At 30.1% G+C, this 15,744-nt stretch carries 12 protein-coding genes and 2 riboswitches; of the genes, 1 reads left to right on the top strand and 11 read right to left on the bottom strand.

Going from position 1 to position 15,744, the window contains the following annotated elements:
• Positions 1-15: 15 nt before the first annotated feature.
• Positions 16-190, top strand: a riboswitch (Lysine riboswitch).
• A 271-nt stretch (positions 191-461) separates the two neighbouring features.
• Complete coding sequence (locus tag NG918_RS12465; RefSeq protein WP_252214308.1) at positions 462-1,931, top strand: amino acid permease; 1,470 nt, start codon at positions 462-464, stop codon at positions 1,929-1,931.
• Positions 1,932-2,140: 209 nt separating this feature from the next.
• Here NG918_RS12465 and NG918_RS12460 read toward each other — a convergent pair whose 3' ends face one another.
• The 11 genes from NG918_RS12460 to NG918_RS12410 all read right to left on the bottom strand — a co-directional run bounded on the left by NG918_RS12460 (position 2,141) and on the right by NG918_RS12410 (position 15,432).
• Entirely contained in the window at positions 2,141-2,977 is an 837-nt protein-coding gene (locus tag NG918_RS12460; protein WP_252214310.1) for an ABC transporter ATP-binding protein, read from the bottom strand.
• Entirely contained in the window at positions 2,977-4,059 is a 1,083-nt protein-coding gene (locus NG918_RS12455; RefSeq protein WP_252214312.1) for a FecCD family ABC transporter permease, read from the bottom strand. The genes NG918_RS12460 and NG918_RS12455 overlap by 1 nt, the downstream gene beginning before the upstream one ends.
• Positions 4,059-5,081, bottom strand: coding sequence for an ABC transporter substrate-binding protein (locus NG918_RS12450; RefSeq protein WP_252214314.1), 1,023 nt, complete (start codon positions 5,079-5,081; stop codon positions 4,059-4,061). The genes NG918_RS12455 and NG918_RS12450 overlap by 1 nt, the downstream gene beginning before the upstream one ends.
• Before the next feature lie 64 nt (positions 5,082-5,145).
• Positions 5,146-5,487: a hydrogenase maturation nickel metallochaperone HypA gene (locus NG918_RS12445; RefSeq protein WP_252214316.1), complete on the bottom strand. Its 342-nt coding sequence runs from the start codon at positions 5,485-5,487 to the stop codon at positions 5,146-5,148.
• A 106-nt stretch (positions 5,488-5,593) separates the two neighbouring features.
• On the bottom strand, positions 5,594-8,284 hold the full coding sequence (locus NG918_RS12440) for an FAD-dependent oxidoreductase (protein WP_252214318.1): 2,691 nt from the start codon (positions 8,282-8,284) through the stop codon (positions 5,594-5,596).
• Positions 8,285-8,424: 140 nt separating this feature from the next.
• Positions 8,425-9,096, bottom strand: coding sequence for a hydrogenase nickel incorporation protein HypB (hypB, locus tag NG918_RS12435; RefSeq protein WP_252226450.1), 672 nt, complete (start codon positions 9,094-9,096; stop codon positions 8,425-8,427).
• 495 nt (positions 9,097-9,591) lie between these two features.
• Complete coding sequence (locus NG918_RS12430; protein ID WP_252214322.1) at positions 9,592-10,920, bottom strand: uracil-xanthine permease family protein; 1,329 nt, start codon at positions 10,918-10,920, stop codon at positions 9,592-9,594.
• Between the two features lie 517 nt (positions 10,921-11,437).
• Positions 11,438-12,046 carry a methyltransferase gene (locus NG918_RS12425; RefSeq protein ID WP_252226448.1) on the bottom strand — a complete coding sequence of 203 codons (609 nt, stop codon included), beginning with the start codon at positions 12,044-12,046 and terminating at the stop codon, positions 11,438-11,440.
• A gap of 22 nt (positions 12,047-12,068) precedes the next feature.
• Entirely contained in the window at positions 12,069-12,488 is a 420-nt protein-coding gene (locus NG918_RS12420) for a YjdF family protein (protein WP_252226446.1), read from the bottom strand.
• Between the two features lie 254 nt (positions 12,489-12,742).
• On the bottom strand, positions 12,743-14,146 hold the full coding sequence (locus NG918_RS12415; protein ID WP_252226444.1) for an NCS2 family permease: 1,404 nt from the start codon (positions 14,144-14,146) through the stop codon (positions 12,743-12,745).
• A gap of 95 nt (positions 14,147-14,241) precedes the next feature.
• Positions 14,242-14,341, bottom strand: a riboswitch (purine riboswitch).
• Positions 14,342-14,547: 206 nt separating this feature from the next.
• A complete protein-coding gene (locus NG918_RS12410) occupies positions 14,548-15,432 on the bottom strand; it encodes an MBL fold metallo-hydrolase (RefSeq protein WP_252226442.1) in 885 nt (294 codons plus the stop codon).
• Between the last annotated feature and the right edge of the window lie 312 nt (positions 15,433-15,744).

The following is a 15,744-nucleotide window of genomic DNA, read 5'->3' as shown; positions in this document are numbered from 1 at the left end:
AATTAAAAAGTAAATAACTTAGATAGAGGCGCGAAATTTAATAGTAGTATTATGGAGGTAAGCTCAATGAAGTAATACGAAAGGAACTTTCGCCGAAGTAAATAGTTGATTGCTTTCATGCTATTTACTGGTCTTATGTAAAATATATATAAGACTGTCACAAATTATTTTGTGGAGAGCTATTTTCAATGGAAATTTACGATATTGTAATATTTATTTAAATATACAACTTTCGTATTTATGTCATGAGTATATGCTCATGGCATTTTTTATTGTTTAAAGCACATAAAAAAATCGCCAAGGCCACTGTGGAAACGTCGATTTTTTAGCCATGCACCCTTTCCAAACGCAGTGCAGGAATAATGGTGCGGCATTGGTCTATTATTTTTTCATGTGCCTAAATCTTTATATTATCTTAGTTACTTACTTATGGAAATTTAAACCATAAGGAGGATAAAAAAATGAGTGAAGAAAAAAATGAATTAAAAAGAAGTTTAAAAGCAAGACACTTAAACATGATAGCAATAGGTGGTTCTATTGGTACTGGTATATTTCTTGCAATGGGTGATACCTTACATGTAGCTGGACCCGGCGGTGCATTGGTAGCTTATGGATTAGTTGGCATCATGGTATACTTTTTAATAACTAGCTTGGGAGAAATGGCAACTTATATGCCAATTGCTGGCTCTTTTAGTTCCTATGCTAATAAATTTATTGATCCAGCACTTGGATTTGCCCTTGGATGGAACTATTGGTACAACTGGGCTATAACAATAGCAGCAGAAATGGTTGCCGGTTCTTTAATTATGAAGTATTGGTTTCCAAATGTAAATGCATTATTCTGGAGTATATTATTTTTAACAATAATAGTAGGTTTAAACATTTTATCATCAAAAGCATATGGTGAATCAGAATTTTGGTTTGCTGGAGTTAAAGTAGTTACAGTTCTTATATTTTTAGTAATAGGTGTTTTAATGATTTTAGGTATAATGGGTGGAAATGAAATAGGATTTCATAACTATACTATAGCTGATGGTCCATTTCATGGAGGTATTAAGTCTATATTTTCTATATTCTTAATTGCAGGTTTTTCTTTTCAAGGAACTGAACTTATAGGAGTTGCTGCTGGTGAAAGTGAAAATCCTGAAAAAACTATACCCAAAGCTATACATTCAATATTTTGGAGAATATTAATATTTTACTTAGGAACAATAATTGTCTTAGGTGCTATAATACCATTTACTAGTGCAGGACTTGATACAAGTCCCTTTACAATGGTATTTGAAAGAGCTGGTATAGCAGGAGCAGCTTCCTTAATGAATGCAGTTATATTAACTTCTGTATTATCTGCTGGTAACTCTGGCATGTATGCATCAAGTAGAATGCTTTTTTCCATGGCTAAAGAGGGTATGGCCCCTAAAATATTTGCTAAAACCAATAAAAAAGGAGTACCTGTAAATGCTGTACTTTTAACTACATTAATTGCTTCAGCTTGTTTTTTAACTGGTATATTTGCTGAAAGTACCGTTTATGTTTGGCTTGTTGCTGCATCTGGTCTTGCTGGATTTATAGCTTGGGTAGGTATAGCCATATGTCACTATAGATTTAGAAAAGCATTTATTCACCAAGGTAAGGATTTAAAAAGTTTAAAATACAAAGCTATATTATATCCATTTGGACCTATATTAGCTTTAATAATGTGTACAATCATAATGTTGGGACAAGGCTACTCATGTATAAAACCCGATGGAATTGATTGGCAAGGTTTAATTGCATCTTATATAGGAATTCCCCTATTTCTTGCATTGTATATAGGTTATAAAATTAAACATAAAACTAAAGTTATTTCTTTAGATGATGTTAATTTAAATTTCTCTGAAAATAATAATGATTTAGAGGAAGTTAAATTCAAAACATCAGAATCAGTATAATTGACATAATAAAATTTAAATGTAAAAACCCACGGCTAAGTTTAATGAACTGCACCCTTTATAAAAACAGTTTTATTATTTTAACTGTCTACTATAAAGGAAGCATATCATAATTAATCGTGGGTTTCTTGTTTGATGCCATCATGACCTTTAAAATCCATCACCAAATAAATCAATTGTATCTAATTCTATAAAATATCTGTTGAACTTTAATGAGTATGCACTCCTGTAAATCCATCTTCATGTATATGATCTATTCCAAGTCCTTTAATATGTTCATGTGTGTGCATAAATGATACTTGTAATTTTTTATTTACAGGGTTAACTCCCACATATGCGTTTACACCAAACACGTCTTTTAACATTTCAGAATTTATCACTTCTTCTACTGTTCCAAAATTCTTTATCCTTCCATCTTTCATTACAATTAAATAATCACAATACATAGATGCTAGATTCATATCATGTATAGCTGCTAACGTAGTTATATTAAGACTTTTAACTAAGTCCATAATTTGTATCTGATATCCTATATCTAAATGATTTGTTGGTTCATCTAATATTAAAAATTTAGTATTTTGAACTAAAGCCCTTGCTATTAATGTTCTTTGTTTCTCTCCACCTGATAAATGAGAAAAACTCCTCTTACTATAGCTTTCTAAGCCTACCTTTTTTAGCATTTCTCGAACCATCTGTAAATCATCTTTAGAGTAATCTTCAAAAACAGATTTATATGGATATCTTCCCATCTTTACTATTTGCTCAACAGTAAAATCAAAGTGAGTATTACTTTCTTGAGCTAAAACTGCAATTTCTTTTGCACAATCTTTATGTTTCATCTTATCTAATTCTTTATTATCTAATAATACACTTCCACTTGATGGTTTATAGAGTCTGTATATATTTTTAAGTACTGTAGATTTTCCTGAACCATTAGGACCTATAATTCCTACAAATGAACCTTTTTTAATCTCAAAAGATATGTCTTTTAATATTTCTTTTTTCTCTATATTAAACCTTAAATTTCTAACCTGTACTTTAAACATTACTCTTTTCCTCCAAACGAATAGTTTTTCTTAGAAATTAAGTATAAGAAAAATGGACCTCCAACTAATGAAGTTATTATTCCTATAGGTATTTCTATTGGTGGGAAAAGCCCTCTAGCTATAATATCTACTGTTATTAAAAATATAGCACCTATTAATGATGAAAGTATTATAAGTTTTTTATGATCACTTCCTACTATAGTTCTACATATATGCGGCACTACAAGTCCTATAAATCCTATTGCTCCAGTTATAGAAACTAATGATGATGTAAGCAGTGTCGCTAATATTAAAATTATAGATTTTATAAGCTTTATATTTATTCCAAGTATTATTGCACTGTCATCACCAAGAAGTAATATATCTAGTGATTTAGATATCATTAACGCTATTATCATAACTACAACTAAAATAATAAATGGGAATAATAACACATCCCACTTCGCTCCCCCTAAGCTACCAACAGTCCAAAATAAAGCACTCTTTGCTTGATTTGAATTTTCTGCTGAATATATAATTAAGTTAGTAAGTGCCGAGAAAATTGTTGATATTGCCATCCCTGATAATACTAATCTTGTTGTAGATGTTGCTTTTCCCATTTGAGTGCCTATAGCAAAAACTAACATTCCTGATATAAGAGAACCTAAAAAGGCTCCTGCTCTAATACTATTTATTCCAAGTAATGACATACCACCTAAAACTATAACAAAAACAGCACCACAAGATGCCCCTGATGATATACCCAATATATATGGTTCAGCTATTGGATTTTTAGTGACACATTGCATAAGAACTCCACAAATTGCAAGTCCTGCTCCACATATAGCTCCAAGTAATACTCTAGGGAATCTTATTTCCCATATTATATTTTGTGTCATTATAGTTCCAATATCACTATAAACTATACCATTTGTTAATTTACTAAGCAGTACTTTATATACTTCTCCAGGTTCTATATATGTACTACCTATTGCTATTGCTCCAACTGCTGCACCTGCTAATATTGCAGTTAAAGCTATAACCCAAAATAAAAAACCTTTCTTTTTAGAAAGGCTTTTTTTATCTTCTAAAGCTACCTGCATTACTTATTTTGTCCAAAAAAATATCTGTACATTTGCTCGATAAGCTTCGGATTTCTAATACCTGGAGATAAATCAGCTAATCCTACAACATATATTTTATTATTTTTTATAGCAGGTACATCTTTAAGCGCAGGATGAGCTTTTAAGAAATCTATTTTCTCTTGTACTGGGTTTCCTGCCATGAAATCAGTTACTAATATAACTTCTGGATTCTCTGCAACTATGCTTTCCCACGAAACATTTATATAAGGCTTAGTCGCATTTTTAGAAAATACATTATTTCCACCTGCAAGTTCTATTAAGTTGTTAGCAAGACCTGATCCAACTACCATTGCATCATTTTCGCCAGAATCATATACCATCATTTTTACTCTATCTTCTTGTTTTATATCTCCTACTTTATCAGTTACAGCTTTTATATCACTTTTCATTTTAGCTATTACTTCTTTAGCTTTGTCTTGTACTCCAAATATTTTCCCCAATAGCTCAAAATCTTCATAAACAGTTTCTACTGTAGAATCTGCTCTATAAGACTTAGCCATAAATGGAGTTATATCTTTTGATATAAGTTCATCTGGTGATCCTGTAGTTTGTTCACTTATAGATGAATCCCATCCACTTACAAAGTCTGCACCTGTAGCCATAAATCCTTCTTTAGATACAGAATGACCTTCTCCAATTTTAAGTACTGGTATTTTATTATAGGCTTCTTCAAATTCAGGTAATATAGGATTATCTAAAAGTGCTGTCCCTATCATTTTATCCTCTAAACCTAATACTAATAACATTTCTGTCATAAATTGAGATAATGTAACTGCCTTTTGTCTTGGTGATTTTACTGTTACATCATAATCCTTAGCACCATCTGAATATACAAATTTTACTGCTTCAAAATCACTTGTATGAGCTTCAGTATTTGATTTTTCCACTTTATCTATTTGATTACTAGAGCACCCTATTCCACCTACTGCTAATGCAGATATAGTTAATGCAGCTATAATTCTTTTTAACTTCTTGTTCATTCCTATTTTCTCCATTTCTTTGTTTTATAAATAATTCCATAAATGTTAAGATGGTAAAGCAGTTTTAACAAGCGATGATTTCCTTAATCATAAACTCTTTTCCGCATAATAATTCCCAGTGTTTATCTCCACAGTTTGAGCATTCACCATTATTTTGAATAATATTAAAAACTGTATTACACTTTTTACACATACCATTACCTGGTAATATCTCAATTCTTAATTTTGTATTTTGTAATAAGGTACCATCAACTGCTGCTGGATAACAAGCTTCAATATATTTTGGAATCATAGATGAAAGTTCACCAATTTGAAGCACTACTGTTTCTATTTTGGTCAATCTATTTTTTTCTGCGAAATTTTTAACAGTCTTAACAACTTCAAACACCACTCCTAATTCATGCAACTAAAACCACCTCTACTTCCCTATATTAAAAATCTAAATGGAATTTTGTGTTCCCCACTGTATTTTTTTGTACAATGTTTTGCTATTCCACCTTACTTTTTTCTAATTAAGAATTTCTTTTGAGACTCTTTTTAATTCTTCTAGCTTTAATTACTAATTTACGCTTAATTACATTTTTAATAACTTTAGGTTTAAGCTCTTTAAGTGTTACGCTTTGTGCATCATATTTTCTGTAAAGTGTAATAGCATCAAATTTACATCTAGTTGTACATGCACCACAACCTATACATTGATATTCATCTACAGTTGTAGCTCCACAACCAAGACAACGTTCTGTTTCCTTCTTCACTTGCTCTTCTGTAAATGTAGGACGTAAATCTCTAAATGTTTCTTTTGATTTAGCACCTTCTATATGATCTATTTTTTGTCTCTTAATATGATCATAACCTTCTAAAGTTAAGTTTTCTTTATCCAATGCATGATACACTCTTCTATCACGTCCATAAACTAAGCTTTGTCCAGGATGAACATAACGGTGAATTGATATTGCACCTTCTTTACCTAAAGCAATAGCATCTATAGCAAATTTAGGGCCAGTCAAAGCATCTCCACCTGCAAATACATCTGGTTCTTTTGTTTGTAAAGTAAATGAATCTGCTTTAATTGTCCTGTTTGGATTTAATTCTACTTTACTATTTTCTAGCAAATTGCCCCAATCTATTCCTTGACCTACTGAAATCAGAACATGATTTGTGTTAACAATCTTTGTTTCATTTTCATCAAATACAGGACTAAATTTTCCACTCTTATCGAAAACTGAAAGACATTTTTTGAATTCTATTCCTATAACTTTTCCATTTTCTTTAATAATTCTTTTTGGACCCCAAGAATTGTTAACCTCGATATCTTCTTCCATTGCTTCTTCAATTTCTTCATCAAGTGCCGGCATTTCTTTTCTACTTTCTAGACAGAACATATTAACTTTTGAAGCACCAACTCTTGTAGCTGTCCTTGCAACGTCAATTGCAACATTTCCACCACCAATTACAACTACATTTCCTTCAAGTTTTACTTCATTGCCTAGATTTACATTACGTAAAAAATCAACACCTGTAATAACACCTTCTGAATCTTCGCCCTCAACACCAAGTTTTCTACCTGTCTGAGCACCGATTGCAAGATAGAATGCCTCGTATCCTTGGTCTCTTAAATATTTAAGACTTACATCTTTACCAACTTCAACACCAACTTTAAATTCCACTCCCAATTCTCTCAAAATTTCAATTTCTGCATTTATAACATCTTTTTCTAATCTATAAGATGGAATTCCAAGTGTCAACATACCACCAAGCGCTTTTTGCTTTTCAAATACAGTTACCTTGTAACCATCAAGTGCTAAGTAAAAAGCACAAGATAGACCCGACGGACCAGCGCCAACAATAGCAATTTTATTACCATATTCATGTCTTAATTTTGGCACATAACGATTTTCCATATTTAAATCTTGTTCAGCAATAAATTTCTTAATTTCATCAATAGCAACTGGCTCATCAATATCTCCTCTAGTACAATCAGATTCACATTTTCTTGGGCAAATACGTCCACATACTGCTGGAAATGGATTTTCATGTTTTATAAGTTCAAGTGCTTCTTTATATCTACCTTGAGACGCTAACTTAATATAACCTTGAACAGAAATATGAGCTGGACAATTTGTTTTACATGGACTTGTACCAGTCTCAACAACATTTTCTCTATTGATACGATAATCAACATTCCATTTGTCATCACCCCACTCTGTATTGTGAGCAAAATCTTCTCTCTTCTTCTCAACAATCGGTGTTTTAGTACATAATTTTTGACCCAATTTCAATGCATTAACTGGGCAAACTTGAACGCATTCTCCACAAGCAACACATTTATCTTTATCTATTCTCGAAACATAATTTGAACGCACCATATCATTATTTTGGAACATTCCAGCAATTCTTGTAGCGTAACATGAACATCCACAACAGTTACATATAGCATGAGTATGCCCTGGGCCATCTGCATTTGGTATTTGATGCATTAAACCGTTTTCTTCAGCTCTTTTAATAATCTCAAAAGCTTCTTCACGAGTAATTTTTCTACCTCTTCCTGTGCGTATATAATATTCCGCAGCATGTCCAAGTTGAATACACATATCTTCCTTTAAATGACCGCATCCTTCTCCCATAGCTTCTCTTGATGTACGACAAGAACAATCTGAAACAGAGAAAACAGTGTTTTCATTAAGATATTTAGAAATTTCTTCATATGATGCTCTTCTAGTCTCACCTTGAATAGCTGTTTCTATAGGAATAACACGCATAGGACCTGTTCCTACTGAAAAAACACCTGCTGTTATATAAGCTTTTTTTCTTCCATACCCTTCAAAAGCCTCTGCAATTTGCTTATAATTTTCAATACTTTCCCTACTAGGGTGGTTAACTATCATTTCCATTTGCCCTGGAACCCAAAGATCAAACCAAAATTTATCAACCCCATCTATTTCATTTACAAAGCAAGCACCTGCAAAAGCTAAATCTAATAATAGCTTTGCTGTTTCTTCTACAGATTTACCACACAAAGCAGCCACTTCTTCAGCACTCTTCTTTTTACGTAATTCAAGACAAAGTCCTACTTCTGCCATTTCATCCGTAACAACTGGTTCTAAAATTTTATATTCTGGGTCTTCTGGTGTAATTGCAGCTTTTGAACCTCTTTTTTTCATACTTATATGATTAGCAAAATCCAATACTTTTTGTTTTACCATATCTATTCCCCCATTTAAAATTTGCTATGCTTTAAGCGCCTGTTGATATTTTAGTATTCTTAAAGTAAATTCCTCTGTCCATGAGCTTTATACTACAATATCAACATGGTTTTAAAATATAGCTTAAAATTTATATCACATTATTTTTCGTTCCAAGTCTTAACTCCAGTACGTATCCATTCAGTCCATGTATCAATTCCTTCTCCAGTTTTAGCAGAAATAGGAATTATCTTAATATTTGGGTTCAATCTTGTAGCATACTCTTTAACTGCTTCTAAATTAAAATCAAAATAATCTATTGCATCTATCTTATTTATTAATAAAACATCAACAATAGAAAACATTAAAGGATATTTTAGAGGCTTATCATCCCCCTCTGGTACACTTAAAATCATTGCATTTTTTGATGCACCAGTATCAAATTCTGCTGGGCATACCAAATTTCCTACATTTTCTAATATTGCAAAATCAATTTCTTCTGTTCCTAGTCCATATAGACCTTGTTTTGTCATATCTGCATCCAAATGGCACATACCACCTGTATGCAATTGTATTACTTTAGTACCAGTTTTAGACACAGTACTTGCATCTACATCTGAATCAATATCTGCTTCTAAAATTCCTATTCTCATTTCATCTTTCAAAGCTTCAATAGTTCTTAAAACAGTTGTTGTTTTGCCAGAACCTGGTGAGGACATTAAATTTAATAAAAAAGTTTTACTTTTTTTTAATTCTTCTCTAAGCAAATCTGCTTGTCTATCATTATCTTCAAAAACACTTTTCTTAATATCAATGACTTTATACTTATCCATATAATTCTCGACCCCCATTTTTGTTAAATTCCATCCTTTTATTTTTTTATATTTGGCTATGTTTTAGCAAAGTGGGCTGAGTAAAATGCCACTTTACCTATTACATATATCAACACGCATTTAAAACAGAGCCTTACATTTAAATAATAAAAAGCATTACCTTTAGGAAAATTATATCATATAATCCATAATAAGGATTGATATTTTTCACATAATTTTCTTATTCTTATAACTGTATTCATAAATTGCTTTGATTTTTTCATACTATACTTGAACAAAATATAAAATCACTGTGTTTTTATATTAAATATAATATGAAACTATTAATATATGTTATGATATAATTTTTGACTTAAACTTAATACTTGCTAATTACAAAGATTAATACAAAAATCCACAATACTAATTTATTGTGGATTTTATGGTAGAGACGAGATATCTATATGCTCCATTAGCTCTTTCTCGCTATCGTTATAATTTTTTATTTATATTCTATTATTTATTAATGCTTATTACGTCTGTCTCATCTTTTGGTAAAATTAAATTTAAGGCTATAGCTACTAATGTAGTTACAACTATTGAAGATTTCCCAAAAATTGATATAAACCAAGCTGGGAATAAAGCTAATGCATCTGGAACTTGAACTATTCCTACACCTAAAGCAATTGATAAGCCTACAATAGCAGTATTTCTAGCTGTAAGTTTAATTGATGAAATCATCTTAATTCCAGTCATTGTAATAGTTGCAAATACTGATAGTGTAGCTCCTCCAAGTACACACTGTGGAATACTTGTTAATATTGATGCAAATTTAGGTACTATTCCTGATATTATAATAACTATTGAAGCAAATACAAATACGCTTCTATTTATAACTTTGTTCATGGTTACTATGCCAACATTTTGACTAAATGTTGCAGTAGGCATACCGCCAAAAAATGCACCAACAATGCTACTAATACCATTACCAATTATTCCACCTGAAAGCTCTTTGTCTGTAGGAACTCTATTCATTCCTCCCCCAGTAGTAGCTGAAAAATCACCTATTGCTTGAACAGAATTTACAATATGCATTATAACCATAGATATAATTGCTGTAGCATTAAAGCTCATTCCAAAATGCATAAATTTAGGTATTTGCATCCACCCTGCTGTTTGAACATCTGTAAAAGAAACCATTCCAAAACATAAAGCAACAATATAACCTACAATAATTCCTACTAATATAGATGCAAGCTTTAATGATCCTTTAGTAAAATAATTTAAAAATATTACTACACATAAAGTTATAAGTGCAATCCCCCAGTTTTTAGGTGAACCAAAAGTTGAACTTCCAGATCCACCAGCTATATATCTAATAGCAACTGAATATAATGATAAACCTATTGAGAATATAACAGTTCCTGTTACTATTAATGGAAATAATTTAATTAACTTTTTAACAAATATTCCAAAAATAACAGCTACTATTCCTCCAATTACTTGTGCTCCCAAAATTGTTGCAATATTAAATTCATCAGCTATGGCTATTAATGTTGGTACATAAGCAAAACTTGTTCCTACAATTATAGGCAATTTAGAACCAATTACTCTAAATATAGGGAAAAGTTGAATTAAAGTTGCTATCCCTGCAAAAAATAATGATGATTGAACAAGTAGAATTTTATCTTCTGGGCTTAATCCACATACACCTGCTACTATTATAGCTGGAGTAACGCACCCAATAATCATAGCTACAACATGTTGTAATCCTAACGGAACTATTTCTTTTAAATTTGGTCTACCTTCAAATTGAAAAAGTAAAGACTTCTCATTTAATCCCATAAAAAAACTCCCCCTTGTACTAAAGCCTTGTTATACGTTTACAATGATTTTTATAAATATTATTACGCAATACTTATGCCAATTAAATTTACTATTTTTACCCATTACTTAAGCTTATAATAATTAAATTCATTTTATATACAAAAAAAAATTAAATAATTATCACTTTGATAACTTTTTTCTCATTTTGATAACTTTTTTCTTTCTTAGTCCCCTGATTTCCACTTATTATACGTTATTTAATTTATCATTTTAATAAATTAAATTGGAAAGTGCTAATATTTGTTAAAAACTCAATACATAATTTATTATAAATTGACAACAAATATAAAATCATTAAAGATTGTTTTTAGACATTATCAACTTATGCTATATTATTTTTTCTAATCCTCACTAAGATCTCTCCGAAATCACAAATATAACTATTGGCATTCTAAATACAATAATAGGTAGATTTATGTAAAATAAATCTACCTATTATTAATTTAATTAGTTCTATATTTTTTCTAAAAGATATTTATATATATGATAACTTATATATTAAAAATCTATCTCTACTATCATTTTTAAAATTATCTAATCTTATTTCTTTCTTTATCATAAAAAATGCATATTGTTCTAAGAAAAATATATAATCATTTGAAGGATAAAAAAGTATAATTTCTATATTTCTTTTATTTTTATATACTGAACCTATAATATTATCTATTACCTTCATAAAAATTTCTATTGAAAAGGGATTAAAAAAATAAAACTTATTATCTTCTGGTTGAATCTGATATTTTTCTGCTAATGTACAAACAAATTTAATCTTACCTTCGTCACCGTTATGCTTTTCTAAATAACATTTTTTATTATTTAAAGCTTGTTTATAAAAATATTTACTCATTTCAATTCCAGTAACTTCACATTTGAATAAATAATTTAAGTAAAAATTAAGCCTGCCTTTTCCACATCCGAAATCAACTACTGAATCCGTATTATTTAATTTATATTCTTCACATAATTTATTTAAAGCTTCATAGGCTGTTGGTTCATATCTATTATAATGTATAGTTGCCTCTTCTAAATCTTGTTTTCCAGCTGTTTTAATATTTAATATATTTTCATAATATTGTTCTTCCATATAATATCCTCTTATTAAATGACTAATGTCCCTTATGTTTTTCTTTGCGTTTATCTTTCTTCATTTTATACTGTTTTCTTTCTTCTGCTTCCTTTTTTTCTTTGCTTCTCTTCCTACCTTCTATCTTATTAGCTTCATGTTGCTTTTTTAAGGCTATTTGTGCTTTCGTTCCAATCCCCTTGTTTTCTAACTGTTTTTTTATTAGTCGTTGTTCCCTCTTAGGATTCACACGCTTTATTAAAAACTTTTTCTCTTCAAATTCCTGTTTAATAAAACTCAATTTGTAATAATTGTTTAATACAAATTCAAAAACTTCTGCATCCTTTGGTTCTGCACCAAAAATTATTTTACTAACTTTGTAGTATTCCCCTTCTTGAATTTCAAAAATTCCTATCCAAAAAGGTTCGTTGAAAAAAACTGTTAGTTTAACTGATGTTAACATAAATTTCTCCTCCTGAAAATAAAAAATTCTCAAGAGAATGGACAACCCAGGAGGGCAGGTTACTGCTATATATTTATATAGGTTCTGACTACCAACAGAACTGTGTTTTTATCTCTCATTTAATATTATACCTAATTTATATAAAATGATAAACATTTTATATAATAAATAACTTTGACTAAAGACACTTTTTTATAAGTATATATTCTATATGTACCAATTTATTTCTACTTGATTCTTTTATAACAATTTTTCTATTGTGGTATTAAAATATATCTTAAAACAAATAGTGCTGCTAAGATATACATAAGAGGATGAACCTCTTTTCTTTTACCTGCAACCAACTTAACTATTGGATAAGTAATTATACCCCAAGCTATTCCATTAGCTATTGAGTAACTAAAAGGCATCATAACTATAGTAAAGAAAGCTGGTATAGCTTCATCTAGTGTTGAAAAATCAACCTTTGTTATTGTTTGAATCATTAAAATACCTATAAGAATTAAAACTGGTGCAGTAGCTTGTGCAGGTATTATCCCAACTAAACCAGAAAAGAATAAAGTTAAAGCTGTAAATATACTTACCACTACAGCTGTTAAACCTGACCTCCCTCCCTCTGCAATTCCAGCAGTTGATTCAATATACACTGAGATAGTAGGAAGTCCAAAACATGCACTAAGAGTGGTTGAAAAGGAATCTACTATAAGAGCTTTATTCATATTTTTAGGTGTTCCATTTTCATCTATCATATTTGCCTTCTGCGAAGTACCTACCAAAGTTCCTATAGTATCAAACATATCCACTAATGAAAATGTTAAAATAACCATTACCACAGCTGTTATTGCTCCTACAGCCCCAGCCCCATTATGAGATACAAGACCACTAAAGTCCATCTTCATAAATGTTGGTGCCAAAGATGGAGGAAGTGAGAATATTTTTACATTAGCTAAATTTGTTATACCCATAGGAATTCCAATAAGGGTAGTTGCAGCTATGCCTATAATCATATACCCCTTAATATTTTTTACCATTAAAATTACCATTATGAAAATTCCTATAATAGTAAGTAAAATTCCCTTTTGAGTAAAGTCTCCAAATTGCATTAAAGTTCCTGGATTTGCTATTACTATTCCCCCATTTTTAAGTCCTATTAAAGCTATGAATAGTCCTATACCGGAAGTCATTGCGATTTTTAAATTTTGAGGCAAGGAATTTACTATTAACTGTCTTAAAGATGTTACTGTACATATTATGAATACAATACCTGATATAAATACAGCTGCCACCGCTTGTTGCCAGGTAAATCCCATGGTTAAACATACTCCATAAGTGAAGAACGCTACAAGTCCCATACCTGGTCCTAGCACATATGGAAGGTTAGAATATAACCCCATAAATAATGTAGTTATTGTGAAAATAACACAAGTAGCTGTAAATATAGCACCTACTACAGGGTCATTTATTATACTTAAATTATTAGCTGCATCTCCTAAGGCTCCTTGAGAATTCATACCAGCTTCCTTAAGAATATTTGGAATAACTAATATGGCGTAGGCTATAGTTATAAAACTTGTTATTCCAGCTAAAATTTCTGTTTTAGTTGTTGTGCCATTTTCCTTTAACTTAAATAATTTTTCGAGAATTCCTTTATTATTCATACTCTCCTCCTAAAAATAAATATAAAAAAGCTACCATTGGATATAGGTAAATCCAATGGTAGCTACAGCTTCTAATTTTATATAGAATATTGTATAGCAAAAACGGATTAACCCATAGCTAAGAAGTTTACGGCTTCTTGTAGAAACTCTTTGCCCAATTGCAAAAATTATATGGATATCATTAAATTATAAATTTATTATAACAGAGAATTTTCTAAATGCAACGGTATTATTTCCCACGATTCAACAAATTTAGATTTCATTTTAAATGAAAAACCACCATTGAATATAGATAAATTCACTGGTGGCTACAATTCTACTTTATTTGTTTATACTACTGGTCTATTACATGATATTCACTAATCCTATTAAATAATTATTTTCTATCTTTATAATTTTCTTTAATATAAATCCGCTGTAGGTTTTTCCTTAACTTCACCAGTTTTCTTATTTCCTTCTATAAATACATTTATATCTTCCATATTACATTCTGATAGTTCTTCATCTCTAACCTTATTTATTTTTGATATAGTCTTTTCTAAATCAGTAGATTCCCCTACCAAATCTCCGATTTCCTTTATATATCTTATGAAAACCTTAAACTCTTCATTGGTATATTTAGAATGATGAGATGGTATATAATATTTCGATCCATAAGAAATAAGCTTATCTAAAAGTGGATATAGCTTTTCTCTTGAATAACTCCATGGCCCATTATACATATCTAAATACATCGCATCTCCCATAAATGTTACCTTTTCTTCTACTACATTTACTAAGCAGCAATCTTTTGAATGGTCAGCATTTATATATTCTACCATTACTGTTACTCCCCCTAAATCTATCCCTATGTTTCCATCAAATATAATATCTGCATTTGCTACTTCTATATTTCTATCATTATTTGGATGCTCTATTTTTATATGTTGTTCACAAAATTCTATTTCTTGTCCATTTTCTACTCTCTCCCTAATAGCCTTATCAGTCCATTCTAATCCTTTCATCCATTCTAATTTTTCATTAGACTTTTTATGTACTATATTAATTAAATTCATAGTTTTCATTCCCAAAACATGATCCCAATGCCAGTGAGTTAAAACTAAATATTTAACCTTTGGTATATCTAATTCCTGTACATAATTCAAAAACTTTTCTGCATGATCTTTTGAGTTACCACCATCAATCACTAATGAATACGAATCTCCTACTACTAATCCTAAAACTGGTCTATCCCCTTCTTGTTCAAAATCCATATAATAAACTCTATCTGTTAATTTATTAAACATCTTATTTCCTCCTTCTATATCCTTGTCTTTTTTACATTACTATCATAATTACATATATATGATAAGCTCAATTACAAAATCGTTTATAGCATTGTTTAAAAGGAACTAATGAAGATCATAGCATTAAATAGAGTTAAAAAAAAGCAATATTAGTATTAGTTATTTCAACGATAATAATATCCATAGAAAATAGATTTTTTCAATTTTCTTAAATAGTAATATTAAATCCTTTGATATTACTATTTAAGTTGACTAATCCATATAAGTTATTTTATACTTTTATTGGAATAATAAGTATCTGTAAATATATTA

It is taken from the genome of Clostridium sp. ZBS2 (genome assembly GCF_023845855.1).
In the GTDB taxonomy this organism is placed as follows: Bacteria; Bacillota; Clostridia; order Clostridiales; family Clostridiaceae; genus Clostridium; species Clostridium aquiflavi.
This window is presented reverse-complemented; position numbering and strand designations above follow the sequence as displayed.